Raw genomic sequence first — 25,674 nt, forward strand, 5'->3', positions numbered from 1 at the left:
CATGCTGAATCGCAGGGTGTTCCTCGGGCTGGCGGCCGGCGCCACGCTGGCCGGCTGCGGCTACCGCTCGGTCGACGCGGAGTACTCCCAGCCCGCGGGGGTGGTGCCGAAGCAGTATGCGAACCGGGTCCGGGTGGTGTTCTGGTCGCCGTACGGCGGTGTGAACGGCAAGGCAGTCGACAAACTCGTTGCCAAGTTCAACGACTCCCAGCAGGACGTGTACGTCGAGGTGCAGTTCCAGGGCAGCTACGACGACGTGGCCCAGAAGGTCGCGGCCGCACTCGTCGCCAAGCAGGCGCCGGACCTCGCCGTACTGTCCGACGTGACCTGGGAGCGGTTCTTCCTGAACGACGCGCTCGAGCCGCTCAACGGCTACTTCACCGACGGTTTCGGCCCGGCCGTCTACCAGGAGAAGCTGTTCGGCGAGTACGTCGTCAAGGGGCAGAGCTGGTGTGTCCCGTTCGCCCGCAGCACACCGATCATGTACTACAACCGGGAGGCGTTCGCGAAGGCCGGGCTGCCGGACCGGGCGCCGCGGACCTGGAGCGAACTGCGGTCCTGGGGGCCGGAGCTCGCCAAGGTGCAGTCCGGCGGCCGGTCGCTGCGGACGATCGCGTTCGCGAAGATCGACGGCGACTGGCAGTTCCAGGGCAACGTGTGGCAGTTCGGCGGCGCCTACTCCAAGGGCCTCGACGTCACCATCGACCAGGACGGCGCGGTCGCCGCGGGTGAGTGGCAGCGTTCGATGGTGCACGACAAGGGGCTTGCCTACATGGCGAGCAGCCCCAGCACCGACTTCGCCAACGGGCTGGTGGCCGTCATCCAGGAGTCGACCGGCGGCATGAAGACCATCACCGGCAAGGCCAAGTTCGACGTCGGCGCCGGTTTCATCCCGTCCGAGGTCGCCTCCGGGCTGGCGACCGGCGGTGGCGGGATCGGGATGCTGCGGAACATCTCAGGCGAGCGCAAGACCGCGGCCGCCACGTTCCTGCAGTTCCTGGCCCGGCCGGAGAACTCGGCCTGGTGGACCAAGGAGACCGGCTACCTGCCGGTGGTGAACGCGGCCCGGGACAACCCGGACCTGAAGAAGCTGATCGCGGAGAAGCCGAACTACGGTGTCGCGATCGAGCAGCTGAAGAACGCCCGGCAGCAGGACGCGATCCGGCTCTACGGCCGGAACGCGAACGTCGTCATCTACACCGGCCTGCAGCAGATCTACGCCGACAACGCCCAGCCGAAGCAGGTGTTCGCGTCGGTCGCCCGGCGGCTGGACGCGATCGGCGAGGAAGTCCGCCGACAGTACGAGGAGAAGGTTCTGTGATCATCACCGGCCACCGCGGTGCGCTCGGGACCGAACCGGAGAACACACTGCGTTCGTTCCGCCGCGCCGTCGCCGATGGCTGCGACGAGATCGAGCTCGACCTCCGGGTCACCGCCGACGACGAGCTCGTCGTCCTGCACGACGCGACCGTCGACCGGACCACGTCCGGCTCGGGGGAGGTCGCGTCGCTGTCGTTCGACGAGCTCCGGTCGCTGGACGCCGGGCTCGGCGAGGTGGTCCCGACCTGGGCCGAGACGATCGCCGCGATCGGTGTCCGGTTCCAGGCCGAGGTGAAGGCGGCTCGCGCCGTACCGCTGCTGGTCGAGTCCCTGCAGGCCGACCCGGCGCTGGCCGCCCGGACGATGGTCACGTCGTCGCACGCCGACATCCTGCTCGCGGTCCGGCAGGCGATGCCGTCGGCGTCGACCGGGCTGATCTTCGGCCGTACGCCGGATGTCGCCGACGTGCTCTCGCTGACCCAGGCCGCTCAGGCGGGTACGGCGCTGTGTGGCATCGCCGGCCTGACCGCGGACGGCGTCGAGAAACTCCACGCCGCCGGCCTCGACGTCACCGCCTGGCCGGTCCCCGACCCAGAGGTGCTCGCCCAAGCCATCGCCCTAGGCGTAGACGGCATCACCACCGACAACCCCCACCTCCTCGCGCGGTCCCGTCCTTGAGAATCCACCAACCAAGAATCCCGCTCGGAGACGATCGGTGGCTTCTCAAGGTGGCGGTGGTGGGGCGTCCCGACACGTTCCAACGTCTGAATTTGTTCTTTCGCGGCAGAAAAATGTGTGATTGCCTAGGCGCATGAGCATCAGCATCGGTGTGGTCGGAGCCGGCCAGTTCGCCCCCTCGTTCCTGCGGCTGTGGTCCGCGCACCCGGATGTGTCCGACGTGCGGCTGACCGACGTCGTACCCGAACGGACTGCCGAAATGGCGGCCAAACAGGGGATCACCCTCACCTACCAGTCGTTCGAGGAGATGCTGGCGTCCGACGTGGACGCGGTGGCGATCTTCACCCAGCGCTGGCTGCACGGTGAGATGGCGATCCGCGCGCTGGAGGCCGGCAAGCACGTGTACTCGACCGTCCCGATGGCGATCGAGGCGGACCAGATCGCCCGGATCATCGAGCTGGTCAAGGAGACCGGCCTGACCTACATGATGGGCGAGACCAGCTACTACTACCCGTCCTCGGTGTACTGCCGGCAGAAGCTGGCCGACGGCGCCTTCGGCCGGGTGTTCTACGCCGAGGGCGACTACGTCCACGACATGGACCTCGGGTTCTACGCGGCGTACCAGTACAGCGGCGGCGACGACTGGAAGAAGACCGCCTCGTTCCCGCCCATGCTGTACCCGACCCACGCGGTCGGCAACGTGCTCTCGGTGACCGGCCAGCACGCCACCCACGTCTCCTGCATCGGCGTCCGGGACGACCGCGGCGACGGCGTCTTCGACAAGGACGTCAGCGAGTTCGACAACGACTTCAGCAACGCCACCGCGCTGTTCAAGCTCGCCGACGGCGGCGTGATGCGCACCAACGAGATGCGCCGCGTCGGCTACCCGTCGCACATCCGTGAGTCCCGGCTGCGCGTGTTCGGCACCGAGGGCAGCTTCGAGCAGCTCGCCACCACGACCCTGTGGCAGAACAAGGAAGGCGTGGAGGACATCAGCCAGCTGATGGAGACCAAGCCCAGCAGCTCCCTCGACGACGCCGACCTGGCCAACGTCGACCCGGCCCTGCGCGACGCCTTCCGCTCCGGCCTCTCCCCGGTCCACGACCGCAGCCGCCTCCCCGCCGAGTTCGACGGCCTCCACAACGGCCACGAGGGCTCCCACCACTTCCTCGCCGACGACTTCGTCCGCGCAGTCGCCGACAAGACCCTCCCACCCATCAACGCCTGGGTAGCCGCCCGCTACACCCTCCCCGGCATCTACGCCCACCAGTCCGCCCTCCAAGGCGGCACCCAACTACAAATCCCCGACCACGGCGACGCCCTGGCCTAAACCCACGCGTGCTTCCGCGGGTGAGTGCGTGCTGCAGTGGGTGAGCCGGCCCGTGATGGGTGGGAAGTGTGGTGTCAGCCCACGCGTGCTCCCGCAGTCGCTCCTGCGTCGCGCCCGCTACGCGCGCTCCCACCCGCCCCGGCTTCCGCCGTGCGTTCCTTGCCCGGCTGCCGCCGGGCGCTTGCGGGCTGCCGCCCGCGGGTGAGTGCGTGCTGCGGTGGGTGAGCCGGCCCGTGGTTGGGGTGGGGCGCCGTGCTGCGGGTGTGGTGAAGCCGACGTGGGCAGAGCTGGCCGCCAGCGCATGAAGGCGTGGCCAGAGTTGGGGATAGCGCATGAAGTGGTGGGGCTGAACAGGCTGTTTGGGCTCTTGCGAAGGATGTGTGGCGCGGGTTGAACGGACGCACACCGTTGCGTTGTCGGGTTTGTGAGCGGCGAGGGCGGACCGCCGGGCCATCACAATCGGCTGGCATCCGGCGGTGCCAGGCAGGGCGCCGGGTTGGAGGTGGTGATTGTGATGGCCTGGCGGTCCGCGGCATCGGGATCCCGTTCGCGGGTGGTCCGGGTGGCATGGGCGCGGTGCACTCGACCGCCCTGGGTAGTGAACTAGGGCACCAAGCTGACCCACACATCAGTCAGAAGAGCCGTTATTTGCTGTGCAAGCACACGACAGGGTCGGCCAGCCCAGGAGAGCTGGACCAGACAGCCTGGCTGGTCTCGGTGGGAGCTGGGCCCGTCAACCCACCGCTGGGCAGCAGAAAGGCCGACCGGGTTGCGGTCGGCCTTCTGGTGGGGGTCAGGCGGCGGCTAGTTCGCGGGCTTTGGCTTGGAGGCGGGCTATCCGGCGGTCCATCGGGGGGTGGGTGGAGAACAGGGCCGCGATGCCGCGGCCGTTCAAAGGGTTGGCGATCATCAGGTGGCTTTGGGTTGCCACGCCGGAATTGGTCGGGAGTGGCATGGCCGTCGTACCGCGGCTGATCTTGGCGAGGGCGCTGGCTAGGGCGAGCGGGTCGCCGGACAGTACGGCGCCGTCGTCGTCTGCGGCGTACTCGCGTCTCCGGCTGACGGCCAGCTGGATCAGGCCGGCGGCGAACGGCGCGAGGAGCACGGTCAGCAGCGTGGCCAGCGGGTTCGGGGCGTCCTCGTCGTCGGACGAACCGAGCGGGAGGAAGATCGCCAGGTTGGCGAGCGTCGTCACGATGCCGGCCAGCCCGGCCGCGATGCTCGAGGTCAGGATGTCGCGGTTGTAGACGTGCGCCAGCTCATGGCCGAGTACGGCGCGCAGCTCGCGGCGATCCAGGATGCGCAGGATGCCCTCCGTCACCGCGACGGCCGCGTGCTCCGGGTTCCGCCCGGTGGCGAACGCGTTCGGCTGGGCGACCGGGCTCACGTAGATCCGCGGCATCGGCTGACCCGCCCGCTGCGCGAGCTCGGCCACGACGCCGTACAGCTCAGGCGCCTGCTGCGGGCTGACCGGCCGCGCCGCCATCGAGCGCAGCGCGAGCTTGTCGGAGTTGAAGTACAGGTAGGCGTTGAGGCCCAGTGACAGTACGGCGGCGATCAGCACGCCCGTCGTACCGGCGATATAGCCGCCGACGACGATGATCAGAGCGGTCAGCAGGGCGAGTAGTGCGGCGGTCCTGAGCGCGTTACCGGCGCGTCGAAGACCGGTCATTCTTCATCACTCTCCATCGGAAAGGTCTTTGACTGCAGGAACATCGCCGGCCGAACCAGTATTCCCGGTGACCTGGTGGCTTCGTACGATGCGATATGGCTCTCGACCTGTTTGCGGAGATGTCCGTGTCGGACTACCCGGGTGCGCTGAAGTGGTACGAGCAGCTGCTCGGGGCGGCGCCGGTGATGTATCCCAACGACATCGAGGCGGTGTTCGAGCTCGCCGAACACCAGTACCTCGTCGTCGAGCACCGCCCCGACCATGCCGGCCACGGCCAAGTGACAATCTTCGTCGGAGACTTCGACGACCGCGTCACCGCAATCACCGAACGTGGCCTGGAACCGGCCCTCCGCGAGACCTACGACAACGGCGTCCGCAAGTTCATCTACAAAGACCCCGACGGCAACGAAATAGGCTTCGGCGGCGGCCCCGCCGACTGAACCGTCACCTTGCTCCGAGGGTCTGCTCGTGTTGCAGATCAAGGGCTTGCTCGATGCCGGTCTGCCGACCCGGATCATCCGGCAGTTGCTCCCTTGCCTCGATCAGCCGCAGAGCATCTACGTCCCTGAAGTGACACCCGAGATGATCGCCACGTTGCAGCGGGAGCAGGTCCGGCTGACCGAGCGCATCGACTGTCTGGCCCGCAACCGGAAGGCGATCGCCGAGTACCTCGACAAGGTCATCAGCGTCAAAGCCGCGAACGAGCGGAAACAGAGTCTCGGCGGGAAGCCGGCTGCTGCTCGCTGATCCTCAGGGCGTGAGTACGCCGAGGTGGCCGGCTGCCTCGATCACCTCGCCGAGCAACTCGAGCCATTCGTCCACGTCGGCGGCCTTCAGGCCCACGTCCAGCCCGAGGCCCTGGCCGCCGGCCAGGTACACCTGGGTCGCACCACTCTCGCGGGCCGCCATCAAGTCCTCGGCGATCTGCTTGGGCGATCCGCCGAGGAAGGGACGCCCGTCCCCGATCGGCTCACGGGTGACCGGGGTCGGCCACGGTGCCTGGTTGACCACAACGAGGTCCCCGGGCTCGCGGCCGGCAGCACCGGGATGCGGGCCTGGACCGGCTTGGGATTCACCTGCGACGGCGCGATCCGGTAGAACTCGTCCTCGTGCTGGACAGGGTCCGGACCCCACGCGGCCCGCATCGCCATGATGAATTCCTCGGTACGGGCGCCTTTGCGGCTGCCCGACACGTTCGCCGTCTCGAACTCGTTGTGCTGCCATCCCTGTCCCAGATCGGCGATCACCCGGCCTCCGCTGAGCCGATCCAGAGTGGCGAACTGGCGGGCGAGCATCACAGGCACATGGAGCGGGGCCACCAGGACCGCGGTGCCCAGCTTGATCCGTTCTGTCGCGGCGGCGACATAGCTCAGCGTCTCCAGCGGCTCGTAGACCGAGCCGTAGAACTCCGGCAACAGCTCGGGTTCACCGCCCGTCCACAGCACGACTTTGTCGAGCGGACGGAGCAGACGCTCGAACGTCCACAAGGCCGTGTAGCCGAGCCGTTCGGCCTCCTTCGCGAGCTTGACGAGCATCTCCGGTGACGTCTCCGGCCCAGCCGTGGGCAGTGCAAGGCCGAGCTCCAGGGGTCCGGAGCGCCGTACTGTTTCGTTTCGCATGGCACCCATCGTGAACCGTCACATGGATGTGAAGGTCAATCCGGGGTCGTGTGAGGTCGGCCGCATGTCGTGGGGCGTCAGTGCTGGTTCGAGGTGGTTGTGGTGCCTAGCATCGGGGCGTGGGGGAATCTGAGCTGCGCGGCGCCAGGCGCGAACCTGATGATGTGGATCTCGAGCGTTGGCGCGTGCGTCAGCGACGGCTGGCCGAGGTCTACGCGCAGGGGCAGGTGGCGCTCGACGAGGGCCTTGAGCTCCGGCCGATCACGCGGGACCTCGCGGAGTTGTTGTGGTCGTTCCGTGACGACCGCCGGCTGTGGAGGCAGTTGCGGAAGCAGCAGATCGTCGTGGAAGACCTCGACGAGGCCAGACGAGTCCAGTTGCGTGCCGCTGTCGACATCGATTGGGCGCCGTTCCTGCGTGAAGCTGGGCACCAGCCACCACCGTCTGCCGAGGTGCTGGCCGATGAGTTCCGGATGGATGTACGCCGTGCGATCGGCGACGGCGGCGTGTACACCCGTGACCTCCGGGCTCGGGTCGCGGACCTCGCGACCCGGCTCGATCGAGCCCTGGCGGATCAGCGCCCGGGAGCCGGCGCGAGGATTCGCTCGTACCTGAGGCTGACTTTGCCGGTGGCAGGCCGGGCCGCCGTGGTGCACGGTGTCGCGGCTGCTGCGGGGTTCGGAGCGGGAGCGGCGCTGGCACCTACGCTGGGTCCGTTCGGCGCCGCCGTGGGCCTCGCGGTCGTCAGCGGCGCGACCAGGGAGGCTTTGGGTCGTGTGCTTCCGCAGTGGGAAGCAGACACTCGGGGAGCCGACGGCCCCACTCGTTCAGAGGTCATCAGGACCGTGATCGAGCGGCTGCGGCCGGAGGAAGCCGGCGCCCAGGCGGAGAATCTTCATGCGCTCGGCGCGCTGTCGCGGCAGCATCCGCCGGGAACCAGCATGCTGAGGGTCGCCACCGAGGCCGGCGCCGAGGAACTCTTCCGGGCAGCACTCGAATGGATCGACCGCACGCTCGCCGCTGTCTTCGTCGCCTGGCAGTACGCCGCGACCAGCGACACCTTCGCGGCAGAGCCGTCGTTCACCCAGCAGCTGGAATGTCTCGCCGACGACTTGGGTCGGGCGCGTAGAGCCCTGGCGGACTTCGGCGTCGAGGGCTCGAGCCTGGAGGCGCTGGCGGACGAACTGACCGAACACGTCCACACCGTCCTCAGCCAACTACCCCCAGGCCACGGAAAGCAGGTCTGACTGCAAGGGGCGTGGTCTCTGGCGGGGGAGGCTCGCTCAGGTGCGGCCTGCGTGTGAGACCCCGATTGCACACTGCTCGATGCAGTACGAGTCACAGGGGTCATCTGGACCGGTCACAAGCCGCACGTACCCAGCGCGGTCTGCAGCCCGCAAGACGCTGGCTAGCCGGTAACTCCCGGCGGTAGCCGGAGTGGATGCACCGCGCTGAGCGGGGGCGGGTGGGAGCGGGCGTAGTGGGCGCGACGAAGGAGCGACCGCGGAGCACGCGTGGGTTGGTTCTTACGGTTCGTGGTCGGAGCGGTAGCGGAAGAGGTCGGGGAGGAAGTTTTCCAGGTTGCCCACTTCTTCTATGTGGTGGCGGATCCAGGCGGCCAGTTTGGCCGGGGGGAAGGCGCGGGTGTGGGCGATTCGGTTGAGCACGACGCCGCCCAGCAACGTGGTGTCGCCGAGGGTGAGGCGGGTGATGTAGCGGGTGCCGCCGTTGTACGGCGTGAACTCGTTCTCCAGGCGGATGAGGCAGGTGCCGAAGAGGCGTTTGGAGATGATCGCGGCCTGGGTGTCGATGGTTTCGACGGTGACCTGGATGTCGATCAGCTTGGTGACGTCGCGGCCGAGGGCTTCGGTGATGTGGAGGCGGGTGCCGGGCTCGACGACAGCGCTCGAGGTCTCGTACGAGATGTGGTCGAGCGGGTGCCAGACCAGGTAGCGCGGCACGATCTGGCCGGCGTACCGCATGGTGCCGGGGACGTGCCCGTACCACCAGGCGAGCATCTCGGGGGTCACCTGGGAGAGCGGGGAGTGGCGGATCGTGACGACGGTTCGGCCGTTGGTGGCGTTGGTCCAGACGGCCGCGGACCCGAGCGGGCGGAGCGGCCACAGGACGGGCCGCGGTTCAGGGAGCTGGGGTGCCGTCATTCCCTGCGCGTGCCCCGGCGGCGGAGTCCGAAACCGCTCAGTCGTAGATCCGGCGGAGCCGGACGGACATCGAGTTGTCGATGTGCTGGTTCATGGCGGCTTCGGCGGCTTCCGGATTGCCGGAGCTGATGGCGTCGACGAGGGTGCGGTGCTCGGTCAGGACCTCGGGGCCGATGTCGCGTTCGTAGTGCAGGCGGAAGATGTGCAGGTGACAGTGGGTGCGCTCGAACGCGAGCCGGACCTGCTCGCTCCCGGACAGCGACGCGATCAGTGAGTGGAACCGGTTGTCGTGCGCGGTCAGGGACTTGTAGCCGGCGTAGTCCACCGACGTCGGCTCGACGGCGTTCGCGAGCTCGGCCTTCAGGCGGGCGCGGCCGTCGTCGTCGATCAGCTCGGCCGCCCGGCGGGCTGCCCACGGCTCGAGCAGGCGGCGGAACCGGTACAGGTCGTCGAACTCCTCCAGCGACAGCAGCGGCGTCGCGCGGTACCCCTTCAGCGGCTCCTTGACCGCGAGCCCCTCGGACTCGAGCCGAGCCAGCGCCTCGCGAACCGGTGTCGACGACACCTGGAACTCGCGGGCCAGCCCGTCGATCGAGATCCGGGCGCCGGGCCGGATGACGTGGTCCATCAGCATCGTCTTGATCGCCTCGTACACGTCGTCGGCGAGCATCTGCCGCCGCAGCAACCGCCGGTCCTGCGGCTCCACGATGTCCGTCATCGGCCCTCTCCGGATCCTGGTCGCGGTCTTGACCCAGCCGGTCGTCTTCGGCAGGGTTACGTCTGTAATCATGCATCATGCACGATTCGGGGTCACTGAGCCAGATCCACGAGAGGCGAGGCATGTTGAGGTTCGACGAGGTCGGCGTACTGCCCGAGCCCGAGGACAACGCGGCGATCTGTTCCCGCCGGCTGGACGCCGGTACGGCGATCGACCTCGACGGCACTGTGGTCACGCTGCCGCACACGATCCTCGAGGGGCACCGCTTCGTCGTCCGGCCGGTCCCCGCCGGGGAGGCGGTCACGTCCTGGAACACCCCGTTCGCCCGCGCGACCCGGGATCTCGTCCCCGGTGACTATGTGTGTACGCCGACCAGCCTGGCGGCAGTCACCGCACGCGGAGTCGAGGGACTCCCGACCGAGCCGTCGGCCACCAACGAGCCGCTCGACCCGTACCAGCTGGACGAGTCCGCGCTGAACTTCGGCGCCCAGGTGACGAGTGTCGAGCAGCCCGGAACGTTCCTCGGCTACCCGCGGGAGCAGGGCGCGGCCGGCACCCGCAACCACGTGGTGGTGATGGCGACCAGCTCGCGCAGCAGCGGGTTCGTCACCGAGTTGGCCCGGCGCTTCGACGGCGCGGCCGCCGGCGACGGCGTCGTACCGGTCGCGCACACCGAAGGCGGCGAGGACGAGGCCCCGAACAACCTGGACCTGCTGCTCCGGACGCTGGCCGGCTTCACGCTGAACCCGAACGTCGGCGCCGTCCTGGTCGTCGACGCCGAGGACGACGTGGTTTCCGGCCAGGCGGTCCAGGACTACATGGCGGAGCACGGCTGCCCGTCGATCAAGGTCCCGCACGCGTTCTTCACCCGCCGCGCCGGCTTCGAGCACGACCTGACCACTGCCGGTGCGCTGATCGAGCCGTGGCTGCCGGTCGTGGACGCCCAGCCCCGGGTCGAGGTGCCGCTCGCCGATCTGAAGATCGCCCTGCAGTGCGGTGGGTCCGACGCGTTCTCCGGGATCTCGGCGAACCCGCTGGCCGGCCTGGTCGGCGCGGAGGTGATCAAGCACGGCGGCGCCGCCGTACTCGCGGAGACCGACGAGCTGATCGGCGCCGAGGGGTACGTGCTGAAGAACGTCCGCGACCTGGCCACGGCGAAGCGGTTCCTCGCGACCGTCCGGTCGTTCAAGGAGCGGGTCGGCTGGCATGGTCACACCGCCGAGGGCAACCCGTCCGGCGGCAACGTCTACCGCGGGCTCTACAACATCGTGCTGAAGTCGATCGGCGCCGCGCGGAAGCTGCCGCGCGAGGTCCGGCTCGACCACGTGATCGACTACGGCGAGCCGCTGCCGGGCAACGGCTACATCTTCATGGACAGCCCGGGCAACGACCTCGAGTCCGTGGCCGGCCAGGTCGGCAGCGGCTGCAACCTGATCTTCTTCACCACCGGCAACGGCTCGATCACCAACTTCCCGTTCGTGCCCACTCTCAAGTTCGTCACGACGAGCACCCGGTACGAGCACCTGCACGCCGAGATGGACGTGGACGCGGGCCGCTACCTCACCGGTACGGCGATGGACGAGCTGACCGCGGACACCTTCGACCTCACCGTTCGGGTCGCGTCGGGCGAGCCGAGCGCGGGGGAGCGGGCCGGACACAGCCAGGTGTCGATCTGGCGGAACTGGCGGCAGAAGGGCCCACGGGAGGGCATCTCGATCAGCACCGACGGCCGGATGAGCCGCAAGCTGACCGACCTCCCGGCCGAGGACCGCGACGCCCCGCTCGACGGCCTCCCGCTGACCGGGCTCGGGACGAATGCGCGGACAGCCGTACGGCTGCTGCAGGTCGACGACCGCCTGGTGCCCGAGTCGGTCGGCCTGATCCTGCCGACCAGCCTGTGCTCCGGCCAGATCGCGATGCGGCTCGCAGCTCAGGCGGAGCTGGAGAAGTGGGCCGGTGGCGCGGTCACGCGGATGGTCGCGCTCCCGCACACCGAGGGCTGCGGCAGCAGCGGCGGCGCGTCCGAGGAGACGTTCGCGCGCACGATGCTCGGCTACCTGCTGCATCCGAACACCCGGATGGCGCTCCTGCTCGAGCACGGTTGCGAGAAGACGCACAACGACTACTTCCGCTCCCGCCTGGTCGAGGCGGGCGCGGACCCGGCCCGCTTCGGCTGGGCCAGCATTCAGGCCGACGGCGGTCTGGAGGCCGTCGGGACGAGGGTGCGCGACTGGTTCGGCAGCTTCGACCTCGCGCCGCCGGTCGAGTACGACGGGACGGTCGGCGACCTCACCATCGGGCTCGAAGCCCGCGGACGGCTGTCCGACGAGACGGCCGAGGCGCTGGCGCTGATCGGCCGCGAGATCGTGGGCTCCGGCGGTTCCGTCGTACTGTCCTCGCGCGGTGCGCTGCTGGCGCACGACGTGTTCCGTACGGCGGCCTTCGGGTCGGCAGGCCACGTGGAGTCGACGATCGCGCACGGGCAGCGGTTCGCCGAACCTGGCTGGCACGTGATGCGGATGCCCGGCACCGACTGGATGGAGACCGCGACCGGATTCGGGGCCGGCGGCGTCCAGCAGATCCTCGCGCACGTCGCCGGCGGCACCTTGTCCGCGCAGCGGTTCGTCCCGGTGGTCGAGTTCAGCAACGATCCGGAGACGGTCGCGAAGTACGGCGACGACCTCGACGCCGTCGCCACCGGCGACGCGGCGGACCAGGCCCGGACCGGGCTCGACACCATCGCGGCCGTCGCCGGCCGCCGGCTCGTCCCCAAGGCGGTTGCCTCCGGCAACGTCGGCTTCCAGATCACCCGCGGTTTGCTCGGCACGTCGATGTGAAAGGTCAACCCATGCATTTGGTCCGTTACCAGTCCCCGGACGGCCGGCCCGTCGTCGGTGTGCGCACCGGCGACACCGTGGCTCCGCTGGAAGGCGTCAACAGCTTCGCGGAGCTGCTGCGGCTGCGGCTCGACGAGCTGCAGACCGCGGTCGCCAAGGTCGGCGCGGAGGTTCCGGCCGCCGGCCTGAAGTTCCTGCCGCCGCTCGACGGCCGCGGCGAGGTCTGGTGCGCGGGCGTCACGTACGAGCGGTCGCGCGGCGCCCGGATGGAGGAGAGCACCGAGCAGTCCGTGTACGACAAGGTCTACACCGCTGACCGGCCGGAGCTGTTCCAGAAGGCGCCGGCGTGGCGGGTCGTCGTGGACGGCGAGCCGGTCGGAATCCGGTCCGACTCCGGTCACGACGTACCGGAGCCGGAGCTGGCCGTCGTCGCGAACAGTCACGGCGAGATCGTCGGCTTCACGGTCTGCAACGACATGAGCTCGCGCTCGATCGAGGGCGTGAACCCGCTCTACGTGCCGCAGGCCAAGTTGTTCGCCGGCGGCTGCGCGCTGGCCGCCGGGATCCGGCCCGCCTGGGAGGTGGCCGACCCGAAGGACCTCACCATCGACCTGGTCATCGAGCGGGCCGGTGACGAGGTGTTCGCGGGTACGACGTCCACCGCGAAGCTGGTCCGGGACCTGCAGGACCTGATCGACGCCCTGTTCCTGCCCAACGACTTCCCGGATGGCGTGATCCTCGCAACGGGTACTGGGATCGTGCCGGAGCTGGACTTCGCGCTCGCCGAGGGTGACGTGATCACGATCACCATCGCCGAGCTCGGATCGCTGACGAATACGGTGGCTGTAGGCCGGGACCCGTTCGCGTTCCTGGCAACCGAGAACCTGGAGGCAAAGCGATGATTCCGGACACCACCCCCGCCGAGCTCGAGCAGGCCCTGACCGACGCGGCCGCCGCCGCACCGGCGCTCGGCGCCTCGGAGCCCGCCGTTCGGGCCGGGTGGATCCGTGCTGTCGCGGACGCGCTGGACGCGGCCGCGGACGAGCTGGTGCCGATCGCGATGCGGGAGTCGTCGCTGCCCGAGCCGCGGCTGCGCGGTGAGGTCGCGCGCAGCACCGGCCAGCTGCGGATGTTCGCGGACGTGCTCGAAGAGGGCTCGCTGCTGGAAGTGATCATCGACACCGCCGACCCGAACGCGAAGCCCGTACCGCGGCCCGATCTGCGCCGCGTGCTCGTGCCGCTCGGGCCGGTGCTGGTGTTCGCCGCCAGCAACTTCCCGTTCGCGTTCAGCGTCTGCGGCGGCGACACCGCGTCCGCGCTGGCAGCTGGGTGCCCGGTGATCGTTAAAGCACACCCCGGCCACCCGGACCTTTCGGCGAAGACGGCCGAGGTGATGATCGAGGCGCTGCGGGTCGCCGGTGCTCCGGCGGGCGCGTTCGGCCTGATCCAGGGCTTCGACGTCGGCGTCACCGCGCTGAAGGATCCGCGGATCACCGCGGCCGGGTTCACCGGTTCGGTCCCGGCCGGCAAGGCGCTGCACGAGATCGCGGTCACCCGGCCCGAGCCGATCCCGTTCTACGGCGAGCTCGGCAGCATGAACCCGGTCTTCGTCACCCAGGCCGCGATCGATGCCCGCGGCAAGGACATTGCGACCGGGTACGTCGGCTCGTTCACGCTCGGTGTCGGCCAGTTCTGCACCAAGCCCGGACTGCTCTTCCTGCCGTCCGGACACGGCCTGCAGGAGCAGCTGACTGAGGCAACCGGAGGCGTTGCCGAGGCCCCGATGCTCAACGACCGGATCAAGGACGGCTTCGCCTCCGGCCTGGACCGGCTGCAGAAGGTCGAGGGTGTCCGGGTCTGGGCGTCCGGTGGCGCGACGCTGCTGCAGACCACGGTCGCCGAGCTGCTGTCCCGCCGCGACGAGATCCTCGAGGAGTGCTTCGGCCCGGTCTCGATCGTCGTCGAGTACGACGGCCCGGACGAGCTGAAGGCCGCCGTCGAGGCGTTCGAGGGCAACCTGACCGCGACGCTGCACGCGGAGTCGTCGGACACCGAGCTCGCCGGTGAGCTGCTTCCGTTGCTGTCGGCAAGGGCTGGGCGAGTGCTCTGGAACGGCTGGCCGACCGGAGTCGCGGTGTCCTGGGCCCAGCACCACGGCGGCCCGTTCCCGTCGACGGTCGGCTCGATCCACACCAGCGTCGGCGTGACCGCGGCCCGCCGGTTCCAGCGGCCGGTGGCCTACCAGGACGCGCCCGACGCGGTGCTGCCCGCCGTACTGAAAGACTCGAACCCGGCCGGGATCAGCCGCCGGGTGAACGGCACTGTGAGCACAGGTGAGGTGTCTCGATGACCGATCTTCCCCCGACCAACGACCCCGGCGAGGGTCAGGTCCTGCCCGGTGAAGGGCATCCGCAGGAAACCGGCCGGCGCAGTTTCGACCACTGGTTCGGTGAGAAGGGCCGCAACGGCTTCATCCACCGGTCCTGGATGCGTTCGCAGGGCTTCTCCGAGGAGGCGTTCGACGGCCGACCGGTGATCGGCATCTGCAACACCTGGTCCGAGCTCACCCCGTGCAACGCGCACCTGCGCCGGGTCGCCGACGCGGTGAAGCGCGGCGTCTGGCAGGCCGGCGGGTTTCCGCTCGAGTTCCCGGTGATGTCGCTCGGCGAGACGCTGCTCCGGCCGACCGCGATGCTGTTCCGCAACCTGCTCAGCATGGACGTGGAGGAGTCGCTGCGCGGCAACCCGCTCGACGGCGCGGTGCTGCTGACCGGCTGCGACAAGACCACGCCCGGCTCGATCATGGGCGCCGCGAGCGTCGACCTGCCGACCCTGGTGGTGACCGGCGGCCCGATGCTGAACGGCAAGTTCCGCGGCTGCGACATCGGCTCCGGTACGGCGGTCTGGCGGTTCACCCAGGACCTCAACGCCGGCCGGATGTCGGCCGACGACTTCGCCGCGGCCGAGGCGGGCCAGTCCCGCAGCAACGGCCACTGCATGACGATGGGTACGGCGTCCACGATGGCCTGCATGGCCGAGTCACTCGGTCTGCAGCTGACCGGCGGTGCGGCCATTCCCGCGGTCGACTCCCGCCGCTACGTGATCGCCCAGAAGTCGGGTCAGCGGATCGTCGAGATGGTGAAGGAGGACCTCAAGCTCAGCGACATCCTGACCCGGGACGCGTTCGCGAACGCGGTCCGTGCCAACGCGGCGATCGGCGGCTCGACCAACTTCGTCATCCACCTGCTGGCGATCGCCGGCCGGGTCGGCGTCGACATCACGCTGGACGACATCGACGAGTGGGCCCGTGGGGTGCCGTGGCTGGTGGACCTGCAGCCGTCGGGCAAGTACCTGATGGAGGACTTCTACTACGCCGGCGGCCTGCCCGCGGTGCTGAAGGAGATCGAGCCGCTGCTCAAGGCCGACGCGATCACCGTGACCGGCAAGTCCATCGGCGAGAACATCGCGAACGCCGACCGGATCGAAGCGATCATCCCGGGTGGTACGGCGAACGACACCTATGCGGTGATCCGGCCGGTCGGCAACCCGCTCGGGTCCGGCGCGGGAACCGCCGTACTGAAGGGAAATCTGGCGCCGGACGGGGCCGTCATCAAGCAGTCCGCCGCGTCCGAGCGGCTGTCGCAGCATCGTGGCAAGGCGCTGGTGTTCTCCAGCATCGAGGACTACGACAAGGCCGTCGACGACCCGGATCTGGACGTCGACGAGGACACGGTCCTGGTGCTCCAGAACGCCGGGCCGCGCGGCTACCCGGGTATGCCGGAGGTCGGCAACATGACGATCCCGCGCAAGCTGGCCGAGCAGGGCATCGACGACATGGTGCGGATCTCGGACGCGCGGATGAGCGGTACGGCGTACGGCACCGTCGTACTGCATGTCACGCCGGAAGCGGCTGTGGGTGGTCCGCTGGCGCTGGTGCGGACGGGTGACTGGATCGAGCTCGACGTACCGGCTCGTCGGCTGCATCTCGACGTACCGGAGGAGGAGCTGGAGAAGCGGCGGGCCGACTGGCAGCCGCCGGCGCCGCCGTCGGATCGCGGGTGGGCGCGGCTGTACGTCGACCACGTCACCCAGGCGAACCAGGGCTGCGACCTCGACTTCCTGGTCGGCCGCACCGGCTCGTCCGTCGCGAGGCAGAGCCACTGATGTCTTCCTGGGGCCCGTTTGATGCCATCCGGGGGCTGCGGCCGACCGGTGTGATCCCGCAGGTCACGCCGGTCCGGCGGTTGCTCCCGGACCTCCCCAGCTCGGCCGATCCATATACCGACGCCTTCAACGCGTTGGAGCCGTTGCGCGGCCGGATCCTCCCGGGTGCGCGGATCGTGGTGACTGCCGGCAGCCGCGGGATCCACGACCTGGTGCCCGTGGTGAAGGCGGCCGTGGACTGGCTGACGTCGGTCGGCGCCGAGCCCTTCGTCGTACCGGCGATGGGCTCGCACGGCGGTGCGACCGCCTCCGGTCAGCTCGAGATGCTGGCCGGGCTCGGGATCACCAAGGAGTCCGTCGGTTGCCCGGTCGAGGCGACCATGGAGACGGTTGTCCTCGGCACGCTGGTCGACGGTACGCCGGTGCACCACGACGCGCTGGCGGCAAAGGCGGACGGCGTCCTGCTGGTGAACCGGATCAAGCCGCACACGGACTTCCGCGGCCCGATCGAGAGCGGGCTGGCCAAGATCCTGGCGATCGGCCTCGGCAACCACGCCGGCGCGGCGTCCCTGCACGCCGGCGGGATCCCGTCACTTGGTGGCGCGATCGAGGCCGCGGCCCGGATCGTCATTGCCCAAGGCAAGATCCTGGGCGGTCTCGGCATCCTCGAGAACGCGCTGGAACGCACGGCCGCGGTCGAGTTCGTCGACGCCGACGGGATCGCCGGACCGGCCGAGCAGGCCTTGCTGCAAACGGCCGGCAGCCTGCTCGGGCGGCTGCCGTTCGACGAGCTCGACGTCCTGGTGGTGGACGAGCTCGGCAAGGACAAGTCCGGCGCCGGGATGGACACCAACGTGATCGGCCGGTGCTGGGTGCACGGGATCCCCGAGTTCGAGTCGCCGTCGATCGCGGCGATTACGGTGCACTCGCTGTCCGAGGCATCGCACGGGAACGCGTCCGGCCTCGGCCTGGCCGACGTGATCCCGGGCCGGCTGCTGGAGCAGATCGACCTGCGGGTGAGCTACGTGAACGCGTTGACGTCCGGCGCCGGCGGAGCCCGCCGGTCCCGGCTGCCGATGGTGATGGAGGACGACGAGGCCGCAGTCCTGGCCGCCGCGACGATGTGCGGCCGGCGCGACTGGTCCGAGCTCCGGCTGGCCCGGATCAAGGACACCCTTTCCCCGAACGAGTTGATGGTGACGCCGGCACTGCTGACCGAGGCAGGTGACCGCTTCGACCTGGAGATCGCCGGGACGGCCCGGGACCTGACGTCGGCCGGCCGGCTCGGACCCTGGAGTGACGCATGAACCTTCGCGAGGCACACGCGCTGCTGGCCGACCGCGGCTTCCGTCCGGGCGACACGTCCGCGCGGACGTTCCCGGACGGCTCGCCGTACAAGATCGAGATCCCTTCCTGTGAAGGGCCGCGGGTGATGGCGGCCGTGCTGGAAGAGGCCAAGACCCGCGGTGTGACCATCGACCGGGTGTCGCAGGGCAGCGGCGTGATGATGCTGACCGACGCCGAGATCGAGGAGATGCTCTCGCTCGGCGCGTCGGCCGGCGTCGAGGTCTGCCTGTTCCTCGGGCCGCGTGGCTCCTGGGACATCGGCGGCCAGGCCAAGGTCTCGGCCGCCGTCGGTGGTGTTGCCCGGGGCAACGAGATGGTCGCGGCGTCGCTGTGTGACGCGTTCCGGGCGGTCGAGCTCGGGGTGCGCAGCCTGCTGGTCGGCGACATCGGCGTGCTGGAGATCCTCGGAGAGCTGAAGGTCGACGGGTCGCTGCCGTCCGACCTGGTGCTGAAGACGTCGGTGCTGATGCCGCTGCCGAACGCGCCGACGGCCCGGCTGTACGAGCGGCTCGGTGCGACCAGCCTGAACGTGTCGACCGACCTGCCGGTGCCGGTGCTGGCCGAGATCCGGTCGGTGACGACGGTTCCGATCGACATGTACATCGAGGTCCCCGACGACCAGGGTGGGCATGTCCGGTTCTACGACGTACCGGAGATCGTCCGGGTCGCGGCGCCGGTGTACCTGAAGATGGGGCTCCGAAACGCGCCGAACATCTACCCGGTCGGCGCCCACCTGTCCGGCACCGCCGAGGCCCTCGGCCGCGAACGGGTCCGCCGCGCGGAGTTGATCCTGCGGTTGCTCGCCGAACAGGATGAGGGATGACAGTGCTTTTGGCCGGGCCTCCGGCGCCGGCGTGGTCATGGGGCCTTGGCTCCCGGCCTTCCCTCGTCCCTCCGGTCGCTTCGCTCCCTCCACTCCTCAGTCCAGGCCGGGAGGCCCCATGACCTCCGATCCGTTTGTCGCCCGGCTGCGGTCGGTGCTGGGCGACAAGGGTGTGCTGGACGATCCCGACGTACTGGACGCTCATCGCAACGATCACGCGACCTTCTGCACGGCCGGCGTACCGCGGGTGCTGGTGCGGCCGTCGTCGACCGCCGAGGTGTCGGAGGTGCTGAAGGCCGCTGGTGAGTTCGGGGTGCCGGTGGTCACGCAGGGGGCGCGGACCGGACTGTCCGGGGCGGCGAACGCCATCGACGGGTGCCTGCTGCTCTCGACCTCGAGGCTCAACCAGGTGCTCGAGGTCTCGGTGGAGGACCAGGTCGCCGTCGTACAGCCCGGTGTGGTGAACGCCGAGTTGTCGCGCGCGGTTCTCGAGCAGGGGCTGTTCTACCCGCCGGATCCGTCGTCGTGGGAAATGTCCACGGTGGGTGGCAACATCGCCACCAACGCCGGCGGGCTGTGCTGTGTGAAGTACGGCGTGACGTCGGACTTCGTGCGTGGACTGGAGGTGGTGCTGGCGTCGGGCGAGGTCGTCCGCACCGGCCGCCGGTCGGCGAAGGGCGTCGCGGGGTACGACCTGACCCGGTTGATCGTGGGATCCGAGGGGACGCTCGGTGTCGTCACGGAGGCGACGCTGGCGCTGCGTCCTGCACCCGAGGCCGCGTTGACCGCGGCGGCGACGTTCCTGTCCATCGAGGACGGGATCGCCGCTGCTGCCGCGGTGATGGCGTCCGGGCTCCGGCCGTCGCTGCTGGAGTTCCTGGACGGGCCGACGGCCCGGGCGATCCAGGACTACCGGGACATGGGGCTGCCGGCCGACGTCGGGTCGCTGCTGATCGCCCAGTCGGACCGCGGTCCGCGGGCGGCCGAGGACGTCGCCCGGATCGCCGCGATCTGTTCCGAGCACGGTGCGATCGAGGTCGCGGAGGCCTCCGACGCCGAGGAGTCCCGGATGCTGCTCGAGGCCCGGCGGCTGGTGAACCCGGCGCTGGAGCCGTTGGGTGTCACGTTGGTCGACGATGTCGCCGTACCGCGGTCGAAGCTGGTCGCGTTGCTGCGCGGGATCGCGGAGATCGGCACGAAGTACGACGTACTGATCTGTTGCCCTGGGCATGTGGGTGACGGGAACATGCATCCGACCGTGATCTTCGACCGCGACGACCCGGCCGCCGAGGCGCGGGCCCTGGAGGCGTTCGGCGCGGTGATGGAGCTCGGGCTGGCGCTGGGCGGCACGATCACCGGCGAGCACGGCATCGGCACGTTGAAGACCCGCTGGCTCGAGCAGGAGCTCGGCCCGGCCGGCCTCGACCTGCAACGCCGCATCAAGCAGGCCTTCGACCCCGCCAACCTCCTCAACCCGGGCAAGGTCCTGGAACGCTTCTGAGGTTTTCGGAGTCCCCCTGCCTGGAGTCGAACCAGGGACCCGGCCTTCGGAGAGCCGGGCGTGCATCCGTCACCAAGGGGTCGTCCGGGCACGCCGACGGCGTACCCGGCGGGTGGTCACTCGTCGACCGAGACGACGCGCATCCAGTCGGAGCAGTCGGCTTCGCACCACACGTGATCGCCGCGGTGGGCGATCCGGTCGCGCTGGACGTGCCCGCAGGCGAGCCGCACCCGGCGCATCGCGTGACCCTGTTTGACCGGAGCACCGGTCCTACCACCCGGAACACGCTTCCTGAGGTCGGCCATGGCCGGTCCTCCTCTCTCGTCATCTCAGTTGTTGCTGAAGGCATCTTTGCCTCGTGCAGGAGACAGGATTCGAACCTGCTCAGCCCTAGGGCAACGGGTTTACAGCCCGCCCCACCTCTCCCACGGTGGCGCTCCTACCGGGAGGTTGGTCAGCTTCGCGTCCGTGCGAGCTCCGCGAGAAACGCATCGGGCCGCTCGATGTGCGGGACGTGCCCGGCGTCATCGATCACGCGCAACTGCCAGCCGAGCCGCCCACTCGCCTCGATGGCAAGCTCCAGCGGCACGAACCGATCCTTCGCACCCCACAGCAGCGACGTCGGTACGGCGATCGGGTCATGGACCTGCTTGGTGCAAGGACGGATCAGCTGCCGCATCGTCCGCTTGACGTGCGGTACGACGGCACGGCTGCGGGTGTATGTGGTGAACGCGTCCATCCAGTCCGGCGCATCCCGCCGTACCCGATCGAGGTCCGCGAACGCCCACCGCTCGAACCGCACCATGTTGTCCTCGGTCGGCCGCACCGCGAACCTGATCGCCGTCACCCGAAGCCCGATCGGCATCCGATACCGGCCGACCCCGGGAGCCGCGTAGATCACCAACCGGCGCAGCGACTCACCATGCTTCGCCGCGAACCGGGCAGCCATCGTCCCGAGCAACGAGTGCGCGATCAGGACCGGCGGCTCGTCGCAGGTCAGCCGCAGTAGATCGATCATCCAGCGGCCGAACGCCCCTTCATCCAATCGGTCGACCGGATCGGACTCCCCAAGCCCTGGTACGTCGGGAACGATGACCCGATGCTCTTCGGCAAGGCGAGCCAGCACCGGCGCCCAGTAGATCCCTCCACACTCGATGCCGCCGTGCAGCAACACCAGCGGCGGTCCGTCGCCGCCCTCCAGGATGACCGTGGACACGCCGCTGACGTCGATCCGCCGTTCACCAACCGGCAGATCACGCAGCAGCCGTGCGCGTTCTGGCATCACGTTCGTCAGGCTAGGTCCGGGCGCCGGGCGGCCGCTTCCAAAGAACTACGCAACTCCAGGACGGCGGTGCTGCGAACAACTGCGTAGCTGCGCGGTGAGGGCGAGATTCGAACTCGCGGACCGGGCGCACCCGGCCGACGGTTTAGCAAACCGCTGCCCCTGCCTGCAGGCGGACCTCACCAGCAGGGTCCTGCCGTGTCCCCTGACCACGGCAGGACCCCGATCAGCCCTTCACGCAGATGACCTGCTTGAGGTGGGCGACGACCTCGACCAGGTCGGACTGAGCCGCGATGACCGACTCGATGTCCTTGTACGCCGCCGGGATCTCGTCGATCACGCCGGCGTCCTTGCGGGACTCCACGCCCGTGGTCTGGGCGATCAGGTCGTCGACCGTGTACCGGCGCTTCGCCTCGTTGCGGCTCATCCGCCGGCCTGCCCCGTGCGAGGCCGAGTAGAACGACCGCTCCGAGCCGAGGCCGCGAACGACGTACGACCCGGTCCCCATCGACCCCGGGATCAGCCCGAGGTCGCCGCGACCCGCCCGGATCGCGCCCTTGCGGGTGACCAGCAGGTCGAGTCCGTCGAGGTGCTCCTCGGCCACGTAGTTGTGGTGGCACGAGATCGGCTGCTCGAACCGGACGTCGTACGGGAACGAGTCCCGGACCGCCTGCATCACCAGCGCCAGCATGACCGCGCGGTTCCGGGACGCGTACTCCTGCGCCCAGGTCAGGTCCCGGCGGTAGGCGTCCATCTCCGGCGTGCCGGACAGGAACACCGCCAGGTCACGGTCCGGAAGGTCGGCGTTGTGCGGCAGCGTGCGGGCGATCCGCATGTGCCGCTCGGCGAGCTCCTTGCCGATGTTCCGGCTGCCGGAGTGCAGCATCAGCCAGACGCGGTCCTCGTCGTCGAGGCAGACCTCGATGAAGTGGTTGCCGCCACCCAGCGACCCCATCTGCTGGTGCGCCTTCTTCTCCCGGTCCTGCACCCCGTCGTGCAGGCTCGAGAACGAACCCCAGAAGCGGTCCCAGCCCCGGTCCAGCCCGAGCTTGCGCACACTCACCGGGTCCTCGTGCGCCCGGAACCCGACCGGTACGGTGGCCTCGATGCGGGATCGAATCGCCGACAGGTCGTCCGGCAGGTCCGCGGCCGTCAGCGAGGTGAGCACACCTTCCATCCCGCACCCGATGTCGACCCCGACCGCGGCCGGCGACACGGCCTGGTACATCGCGATCACCGAGCCGACCGTCGCACCCTTGCCGAGGTGCACGTCCGGCATCACCCGAACGCCGTGCACCCACGGCAGCGCCGCGATGTTCCGCAGCTGCTGCAGCGCCTGCGCGCCGACCTCATGCTCCTGCGCCCACATGAGCGTGGAGCTCTTCGCCCCACTGAGCTCAACCGGAAACTCCACGTCCATCTCCCCACTCTCCTCAATCGTCAGCATGCGGTGAGACTGGGATTCGAACCCAGACGTCCGTTGAAGGACCTGCCGTTTTCGAGACGGCTGCCGCTAGGCCTGACACTCGGCTTATCTCACCAGGTCATGTGCGCCGGGTGATCGGCGTACCGCTGCCAGGGCAGGGCTCGAACCTGCGGGACCTCGGGTCAGAACCGAGGGTGGGTCACCGTCGCCCACCTGGCATCGCCCTCCGGCGCGACACCTGGTGGTGCCGCGTCAGAGCGCTATCTCCGCACGCGAGGGGATCCACGGCTGCCACAGCAGTGGCATGCCGGCCTCCTCGGGCGTGCGTGAGCCCTTCTTCTCGTTGCAGGACGCGTGCGCGGCGACGGCGTTCAGCCACTCGCCACGTCCACCGCGTGATCGCGGCACCACGTGGTCCATCGTGGTCGCGCCGGGCTGACCGCAGTACGCACAGGTGTGCTTGTCGCGCTTGAGCACGCCGGCCCGCGTGTACTGCAGGCGTCCGGAGGCGTAGCGCCACTTGGTCACGACGTACCGCACCAGCCGCAGCACGCGGGGGAGCGGGAACGGTCCGATGCTGGCGCCGTCGTGCGCTTCCTCGACGACGGCGACCTCCCGGACGAGCATCCGGATGGCGTGCGGAATCGACACGACGTGCAGTTGCTCGTACGAGGCGTTGAGAACGATCACACCGCTCATGTGGTCCCTCCTCCCTTCCAGTGTGCCCGACAGCGCGTCGCCAGGTCGGCTGATCTCGGTGTGGTCGTGTGGTACGGCCCCGGGGATTCGAACCCCGAACCTCCTGGGTCTGAGCCAGGCGCCTCTACCAGTTGGGCGAGGGCCGCAGGTCTGTCGGTACGGCGGGTCTGCTTTCGGCCGGCCGTGTGGTTGGTCGTGTGGCTTGGTCGTGTGGTTGGTCGTCGTACTGGGGTGTCCGGCGGGGCTCGAACCCGCTTCCTCCGGGGTCACGTCCCGGCGCATCGACCGCTTCTGCTTCGGACACAGCACGCCCGGCAGGACTCGAACCTGCACTCCCCGGCTTCGTAGACCGGTGCTCTCTCCCGTTGAGCCACGGGCGTCCGGTGCCCTGCGCCGGATGTGGTGCGGATTTCCGGCGCAGGGCACGTTCGTGGCGCCCGCTCGGCCGGTAGCTGAGCATCCTGCGGGCGCCTGGTCCAGCTGGAGGGACTCGAACCCCCGTCGTCCTCAACCCAAATGAGGCGGCCTAGCCACTGGCCCACAGCTGGTGACGCCCCCGGGTTGCCCCGGGGACGGTGCCCGGGACACGCCCGGGCGTCCTCCCCGGCGCACGGGCGGCGCCGCAGGGAAGGTCCACCGGGCTTCGGCCGCCCGGCGGAAAATGCGATGAATGTCCAGTTGTCAATTGTTCGGGTCGGTATTCGTGAATACCGCACAAAAGCATCGGTGGAAGGAGTCGAACCCTCGCGGCGCGGGTTTGGAATCCGGCCGGCAACCATTGCTCACCGACGAGGTAAAAGAAAAGAGCCGCCTGACGCCGGACACCCGGCTCAGACGGCTCCCTGGGACGATCTCCCGCTGGAGATCACACAGGTGGGCCGCCCGTACTCGGGATCAGCTCGCTGCCAAGCTGGTGATAAAAGGCGTCTTCACAGACGGATCGGCTATCGCGCACCGGTTGCGGGCGCGCCGGCAAGGCAATGGCTCCCCGCCACGCCTGCATCGCGTTCCACTTCCCGGTCACAGCGATCTCCTCGAAGTCTCGTAGTCCCTTGCGGCCATTAGTCTCACCCAAACCCACCAACAAAGTCAACGCATTTCCCATCCCATTTCTTCCCGCCCCATTTCCCACCCCTCCGCGCGCCCCTCACCCGCCGTGGTTCCACCCCGCGCCGCCCACTACAACCCGTGACCCTCCGACCACCGCGCCCCTCCAGCCCTATCCGATTCGGAATCTCCCCAACCCTCCCGCTACACTCTTGCCTCGGCACCCGCCGCCTTAGCTCAGTCGGCAGAGCGTCTCACTCGTAATGAGAAGGTCGTCGGTTCGATTCCGACAGGCGGCTCCACCAAACTCCCAGGTCAGAGGCCAGTTTCCTCGCCCGGGGGTTTCTTCGTTCCAAGCCGCGTGGCGTGGTTCGTGGCGCGAAGCTGCTGACCATGTCCGCGGCATGGCGAAGGGTAATGGCAAGAAGCGCCAGCCCGGCCGCGATGAACCGCTGCCGTCGGGGGTCCATCAGGGTGCGTGTCTACGCGGGGATAGATCCGGTGAGGAACACCGTCAGGTACCTACGCAAGACCGTCCCGCCCGGCCCGGACCAGAAGAGGGTTGTAGTACGCGTGCCCGGCGTCCCGGTTGCAATGCTCGCACGGAGGCTGACGAGAACGGTGGCGAACCGATTCGGACGTCGGCAGACGTGCCCGCTACGCAGGCGATCGCCGCCTTCTCTGCTGCACTCGCGAGGACTGGTGACGGGTGCCGGCCGGGCTGCGGGACCATGCCGACGACCAGCTCGGCCGCCGGATACCGCAGGCGGCACCGGCGCGACCAAACCGTCGCAACGGAGGGCGGCTGGCCGGACAGCCCGGAAGACGAACCCCCGTGCCCGACAGGGGCCGGATCTGATTCCTTTGCACGGCTCCACCAAGACAGGGGACCGCGACCTGCGGCGTGCTGCCGAGGGCAACCGTCTCACCTACGTACGGCGAGTCGTCGCAGTCGGCCTTGTTGTTCACCTCCACGTTACTCGTGGTGTCGCCATCGGCCGCGCGGTTCGCCGGCACCGTCTCGGTGACGGCGTACGTGCCGACCAGCA

The 25,674-nt window shown here is 69.2% G+C and carries 22 protein-coding genes and 10 tRNA genes; 14 read left to right on the forward strand and 18 right to left on the reverse strand.

From position 1 onward, the window contains the following. Window position 1 precedes the first annotated feature (1 nt). The 3 genes from ACIBGM_RS10860 (at window position 2) to ACIBGM_RS10870 (ending at window position 3,328) form a co-directional block, all read left to right on the forward strand. Window positions 2–1,321, forward strand: coding sequence for an ABC transporter substrate-binding protein (locus tag ACIBGM_RS10860; protein WP_396385227.1), 1,320 nt, complete (start codon window positions 2–4; stop codon window positions 1,319–1,321). After that, window positions 1,318–1,998 carry a glycerophosphodiester phosphodiesterase gene (locus ACIBGM_RS10865; protein ID WP_396385229.1) on the forward strand — a complete coding sequence of 227 codons (681 nt, stop codon included), beginning with the start codon at window positions 1,318–1,320 and terminating at the stop codon, window positions 1,996–1,998. The genes ACIBGM_RS10860 and ACIBGM_RS10865 overlap by 4 nt, the downstream gene beginning before the upstream one ends. A gap of 133 nt (window positions 1,999–2,131) precedes the next feature. Next, window positions 2,132–3,328, forward strand: a complete 1,197-nt coding sequence (locus tag ACIBGM_RS10870; RefSeq protein ID WP_396385230.1) for a Gfo/Idh/MocA family protein — start codon at window positions 2,132–2,134, stop codon at window positions 3,326–3,328. Window positions 3,329–4,121: 793 nt separating this feature from the next. Here ACIBGM_RS10870 and htpX read toward each other — a convergent pair. Then, window positions 4,122–5,000, reverse strand: coding sequence for a zinc metalloprotease HtpX (htpX, locus tag ACIBGM_RS10875; protein WP_396385232.1), 879 nt, complete (start codon window positions 4,998–5,000; stop codon window positions 4,122–4,124). Window positions 5,001–5,095: 95 nt separating this feature from the next. Here htpX and ACIBGM_RS10880 point away from each other — a divergent pair, with 95 nt between their 5' ends. Together ACIBGM_RS10880 and ACIBGM_RS10885 are read left to right on the forward strand one after the other, a co-directional pair. Then, window positions 5,096–5,440 (forward strand): VOC family protein, encoded by a 345-nt coding sequence (locus ACIBGM_RS10880; RefSeq protein ID WP_396385233.1) that lies wholly within the window; start codon window positions 5,096–5,098, stop codon window positions 5,438–5,440. 28 nt (window positions 5,441–5,468) lie between these two features. Next, entirely contained in the window at window positions 5,469–5,747 is a 279-nt protein-coding gene (locus ACIBGM_RS10885; protein ID WP_360518200.1) for a hypothetical protein, read from the forward strand. A gap of 3 nt (window positions 5,748–5,750) precedes the next feature. Here the strand turns inward: ACIBGM_RS10885 and ACIBGM_RS10890 are convergent, their stop codons facing one another. Then, complete coding sequence (locus ACIBGM_RS10890) at window positions 5,751–5,909, reverse strand: hypothetical protein (RefSeq protein WP_360518197.1); 159 nt, start codon at window positions 5,907–5,909, stop codon at window positions 5,751–5,753. Further along, entirely contained in the window at window positions 5,909–6,619 is a 711-nt protein-coding gene (locus ACIBGM_RS10895; protein WP_396385236.1) for an LLM class flavin-dependent oxidoreductase, read from the reverse strand. The genes ACIBGM_RS10890 and ACIBGM_RS10895 overlap by 1 nt, the downstream gene beginning before the upstream one ends. A 119-nt stretch (window positions 6,620–6,738) precedes the next feature. On the opposite strand from ACIBGM_RS10895, the gene ACIBGM_RS10900 reads away from it, so the two are divergent. Beyond that, window positions 6,739–7,866: a hypothetical protein gene (locus ACIBGM_RS10900; protein WP_396385237.1), complete on the forward strand. Its 1,128-nt coding sequence runs from the start codon at window positions 6,739–6,741 to the stop codon at window positions 7,864–7,866. Between the two features lie 279 nt (window positions 7,867–8,145). Here ACIBGM_RS10900 and ACIBGM_RS10905 read toward each other — a convergent pair whose 3' ends face one another. Both ACIBGM_RS10905 and ACIBGM_RS10910 read right to left on the reverse strand, forming a co-directional pair. Further along, window positions 8,146–8,781 carry a DAPG hydrolase family protein gene (locus ACIBGM_RS10905; RefSeq protein WP_360518188.1) on the reverse strand — a complete coding sequence of 212 codons (636 nt, stop codon included), beginning with the start codon at window positions 8,779–8,781 and terminating at the stop codon, window positions 8,146–8,148. Window positions 8,782–8,818: 37 nt separating this feature from the next. Next, a complete protein-coding gene (locus ACIBGM_RS10910; RefSeq protein WP_396385238.1) occupies window positions 8,819–9,499 on the reverse strand; it encodes a GntR family transcriptional regulator in 681 nt (226 codons plus the stop codon). Window positions 9,500–9,621: 122 nt separating this feature from the next. On the opposite strand from ACIBGM_RS10910, the gene ACIBGM_RS10915 reads away from it, so the two are divergent. The 7 genes from ACIBGM_RS10915 (at window position 9,622) to ACIBGM_RS10945 (ending at window position 20,171) form a co-directional block, all read left to right on the forward strand. Continuing rightward, entirely contained in the window at window positions 9,622–12,336 is a 2,715-nt protein-coding gene (locus ACIBGM_RS10915) for a UxaA family hydrolase (protein ID WP_396385239.1), read from the forward strand. Window positions 12,337–12,347: 11 nt separating this feature from the next. Then, on the forward strand, window positions 12,348–13,238 hold the full coding sequence (locus ACIBGM_RS10920) for a fumarylacetoacetate hydrolase family protein (protein WP_360518179.1): 891 nt from the start codon (window positions 12,348–12,350) through the stop codon (window positions 13,236–13,238). Further along, window positions 13,235–14,686: an aldehyde dehydrogenase (NADP(+)) gene (locus tag ACIBGM_RS10925; RefSeq protein ID WP_396385240.1), complete on the forward strand. Its 1,452-nt coding sequence runs from the start codon at window positions 13,235–13,237 to the stop codon at window positions 14,684–14,686. The genes ACIBGM_RS10920 and ACIBGM_RS10925 overlap by 4 nt, the downstream gene beginning before the upstream one ends. Beyond that, window positions 14,683–16,500, forward strand: coding sequence for an IlvD/Edd family dehydratase (locus ACIBGM_RS10930; RefSeq protein ID WP_396385241.1), 1,818 nt, complete (start codon window positions 14,683–14,685; stop codon window positions 16,498–16,500). Before ACIBGM_RS10925 ends, ACIBGM_RS10930 begins: the two co-directional genes overlap by 4 nt. Beyond that, window positions 16,500–17,807 (forward strand): DUF2088 domain-containing protein, encoded by a 1,308-nt coding sequence (locus tag ACIBGM_RS10935; protein ID WP_360518170.1) that lies wholly within the window; start codon window positions 16,500–16,502, stop codon window positions 17,805–17,807. The genes ACIBGM_RS10930 and ACIBGM_RS10935 overlap by 1 nt, the downstream gene beginning before the upstream one ends. Beyond that, window positions 17,804–18,670, forward strand: a complete 867-nt coding sequence (locus ACIBGM_RS10940) for a U32 family peptidase (protein WP_360518167.1) — start codon at window positions 17,804–17,806, stop codon at window positions 18,668–18,670. The genes ACIBGM_RS10935 and ACIBGM_RS10940 overlap by 4 nt, the downstream gene beginning before the upstream one ends. A gap of 118 nt (window positions 18,671–18,788) precedes the next feature. After that, a complete protein-coding gene (locus tag ACIBGM_RS10945; protein ID WP_360518164.1) occupies window positions 18,789–20,171 on the forward strand; it encodes an FAD-linked oxidase C-terminal domain-containing protein in 1,383 nt (460 codons plus the stop codon). Window positions 20,172–20,287: 116 nt separating this feature from the next. Here ACIBGM_RS10945 and ACIBGM_RS10950 read toward each other — a convergent pair whose 3' ends face one another. The 13 genes from ACIBGM_RS10950 to ACIBGM_RS11010 form a co-directional block, all read right to left on the reverse strand. After that, the gene (locus ACIBGM_RS10950; RefSeq protein WP_360518161.1) at window positions 20,288–20,476 is read right to left on the reverse strand and encodes a hypothetical protein; all 189 of its coding nucleotides are present in this window, start codon (window positions 20,474–20,476) and stop codon (window positions 20,288–20,290) included. Between the two features lie 54 nt (window positions 20,477–20,530). Then, window positions 20,531–20,614: transfer RNA gene (locus tag ACIBGM_RS10955), tRNA-Tyr, on the reverse strand. 11 nt (window positions 20,615–20,625) lie between these two features. Further along, window positions 20,626–21,453 carry an alpha/beta fold hydrolase gene (locus ACIBGM_RS10960; protein WP_396385242.1) on the reverse strand — a complete coding sequence of 276 codons (828 nt, stop codon included), beginning with the start codon at window positions 21,451–21,453 and terminating at the stop codon, window positions 20,626–20,628. 95 nt (window positions 21,454–21,548) lie between these two features. Then, a tRNA-Ser gene (locus ACIBGM_RS10965) sits at window positions 21,549–21,637 on the reverse strand. 42 nt (window positions 21,638–21,679) lie between these two features. Then, on the reverse strand, window positions 21,680–22,873 hold the full coding sequence (locus tag ACIBGM_RS10970; RefSeq protein WP_396385393.1) for an RtcB family protein: 1,194 nt from the start codon (window positions 22,871–22,873) through the stop codon (window positions 21,680–21,682). A 28-nt stretch (window positions 22,874–22,901) separates the two neighbouring features. Further along, window positions 22,902–22,994, reverse strand: a tRNA-Ser gene (locus ACIBGM_RS10975). 31 nt (window positions 22,995–23,025) lie between these two features. Then, a tRNA-Gln gene (locus ACIBGM_RS10980) sits at window positions 23,026–23,098 on the reverse strand. Window positions 23,099–23,131: 33 nt separating this feature from the next. Beyond that, the gene (locus tag ACIBGM_RS10985; protein ID WP_360518155.1) at window positions 23,132–23,578 is read right to left on the reverse strand and encodes an HNH endonuclease; all 447 of its coding nucleotides are present in this window, start codon (window positions 23,576–23,578) and stop codon (window positions 23,132–23,134) included. 69 nt (window positions 23,579–23,647) lie between these two features. After that, window positions 23,648–23,724 (reverse strand) — tRNA-Leu (locus ACIBGM_RS10990). Between the two features lie 81 nt (window positions 23,725–23,805). Then, a tRNA-His gene (locus ACIBGM_RS10995) sits at window positions 23,806–23,882 on the reverse strand. Window positions 23,883–23,884: 2 nt separating this feature from the next. Continuing rightward, a tRNA-Arg gene (locus ACIBGM_RS11000) sits at window positions 23,885–23,958 on the reverse strand. A 92-nt stretch (window positions 23,959–24,050) separates the two neighbouring features. Further along, window positions 24,051–24,126, reverse strand: a tRNA-Pro gene (locus ACIBGM_RS11005). Window positions 24,127–24,299: 173 nt separating this feature from the next. After that, window positions 24,300–24,368, reverse strand: a tRNA-OTHER gene (locus ACIBGM_RS11010). A gap of 483 nt (window positions 24,369–24,851) precedes the next feature. Here ACIBGM_RS11010 and ACIBGM_RS11015 point away from each other — a divergent pair. Further along, a tRNA-Thr gene (locus ACIBGM_RS11015) sits at window positions 24,852–24,927 on the forward strand. Window positions 24,928–25,674 lie beyond the last annotated feature (747 nt).

Source organism: Kribbella sp. NPDC050470 (assembly GCF_044458365.1).
Lineage (GTDB): Bacteria > Actinomycetota > Actinomycetes > Propionibacteriales > Kribbellaceae > Kribbella.

Bases quoted from the DNA above. Each gene is read 5' to 3' on its own strand.
- ACIBGM_RS10860 (WP_396385227.1), top strand. From the start codon at position 2: ATGCTGAATCGCAGGGTGTTCCTCGGGCTGGCGGCCGGCGCCACGCTG.
- ACIBGM_RS10870 (WP_396385230.1), top strand. From the start codon at position 2,132: ATGAGCATCAGCATCGGTGTGGTCGGAGCCGGCCAGTTCGCCCCCTCG.
- htpX (WP_396385232.1), bottom strand. From the start codon at position 5,000: ATGACCGGTCTTCGACGCGCCGGTAACGCGCTCAGGACCGCCGCACTA.
- ACIBGM_RS10880 (WP_396385233.1), top strand. From the start codon at position 5,096: ATGGCTCTCGACCTGTTTGCGGAGATGTCCGTGTCGGACTACCCGGGT.
- ACIBGM_RS10890 (WP_360518197.1), bottom strand. From the start codon at position 5,909: ATGGCGGCCCGCGAGAGTGGTGCGACCCAGGTGTACCTGGCCGGCGGC.
- ACIBGM_RS10895 (WP_396385236.1), bottom strand. From the start codon at position 6,619: ATGCGAAACGAAACAGTACGGCGCTCCGGACCCCTGGAGCTCGGCCTT.
- ACIBGM_RS10905 (WP_360518188.1), bottom strand. From the start codon at position 8,781: ATGACGGCACCCCAGCTCCCTGAACCGCGGCCCGTCCTGTGGCCGCTC.
- ACIBGM_RS10910 (WP_396385238.1), bottom strand. From the start codon at position 9,499: ATGACGGACATCGTGGAGCCGCAGGACCGGCGGTTGCTGCGGCGGCAG.
- ACIBGM_RS10915 (WP_396385239.1), top strand. From the start codon at position 9,622: ATGTTGAGGTTCGACGAGGTCGGCGTACTGCCCGAGCCCGAGGACAAC.
- ACIBGM_RS10920 (WP_360518179.1), top strand. From the start codon at position 12,348: ATGCATTTGGTCCGTTACCAGTCCCCGGACGGCCGGCCCGTCGTCGGT.
- ACIBGM_RS10925 (WP_396385240.1), top strand. From the start codon at position 13,235: ATGATTCCGGACACCACCCCCGCCGAGCTCGAGCAGGCCCTGACCGAC.
- ACIBGM_RS10930 (WP_396385241.1), top strand. From the start codon at position 14,683: ATGACCGATCTTCCCCCGACCAACGACCCCGGCGAGGGTCAGGTCCTG.
- ACIBGM_RS10935 (WP_360518170.1), top strand. From the start codon at position 16,500: ATGTCTTCCTGGGGCCCGTTTGATGCCATCCGGGGGCTGCGGCCGACC.
- ACIBGM_RS10940 (WP_360518167.1), top strand. From the start codon at position 17,804: ATGAACCTTCGCGAGGCACACGCGCTGCTGGCCGACCGCGGCTTCCGT.
- ACIBGM_RS10945 (WP_360518164.1), top strand. From the start codon at position 18,789: ATGACCTCCGATCCGTTTGTCGCCCGGCTGCGGTCGGTGCTGGGCGAC.
- ACIBGM_RS10950 (WP_360518161.1), bottom strand. From the start codon at position 20,476: ATGGCCGACCTCAGGAAGCGTGTTCCGGGTGGTAGGACCGGTGCTCCG.
- ACIBGM_RS10960 (WP_396385242.1), bottom strand. From the start codon at position 21,453: ATGCCAGAACGCGCACGGCTGCTGCGTGATCTGCCGGTTGGTGAACGG.
- ACIBGM_RS10970 (WP_396385393.1), bottom strand. From the start codon at position 22,873: ATGGACGTGGAGTTTCCGGTTGAGCTCAGTGGGGCGAAGAGCTCCACG.
- ACIBGM_RS10985 (WP_360518155.1), bottom strand. From the start codon at position 23,578: ATGAGCGGTGTGATCGTTCTCAACGCCTCGTACGAGCAACTGCACGTC.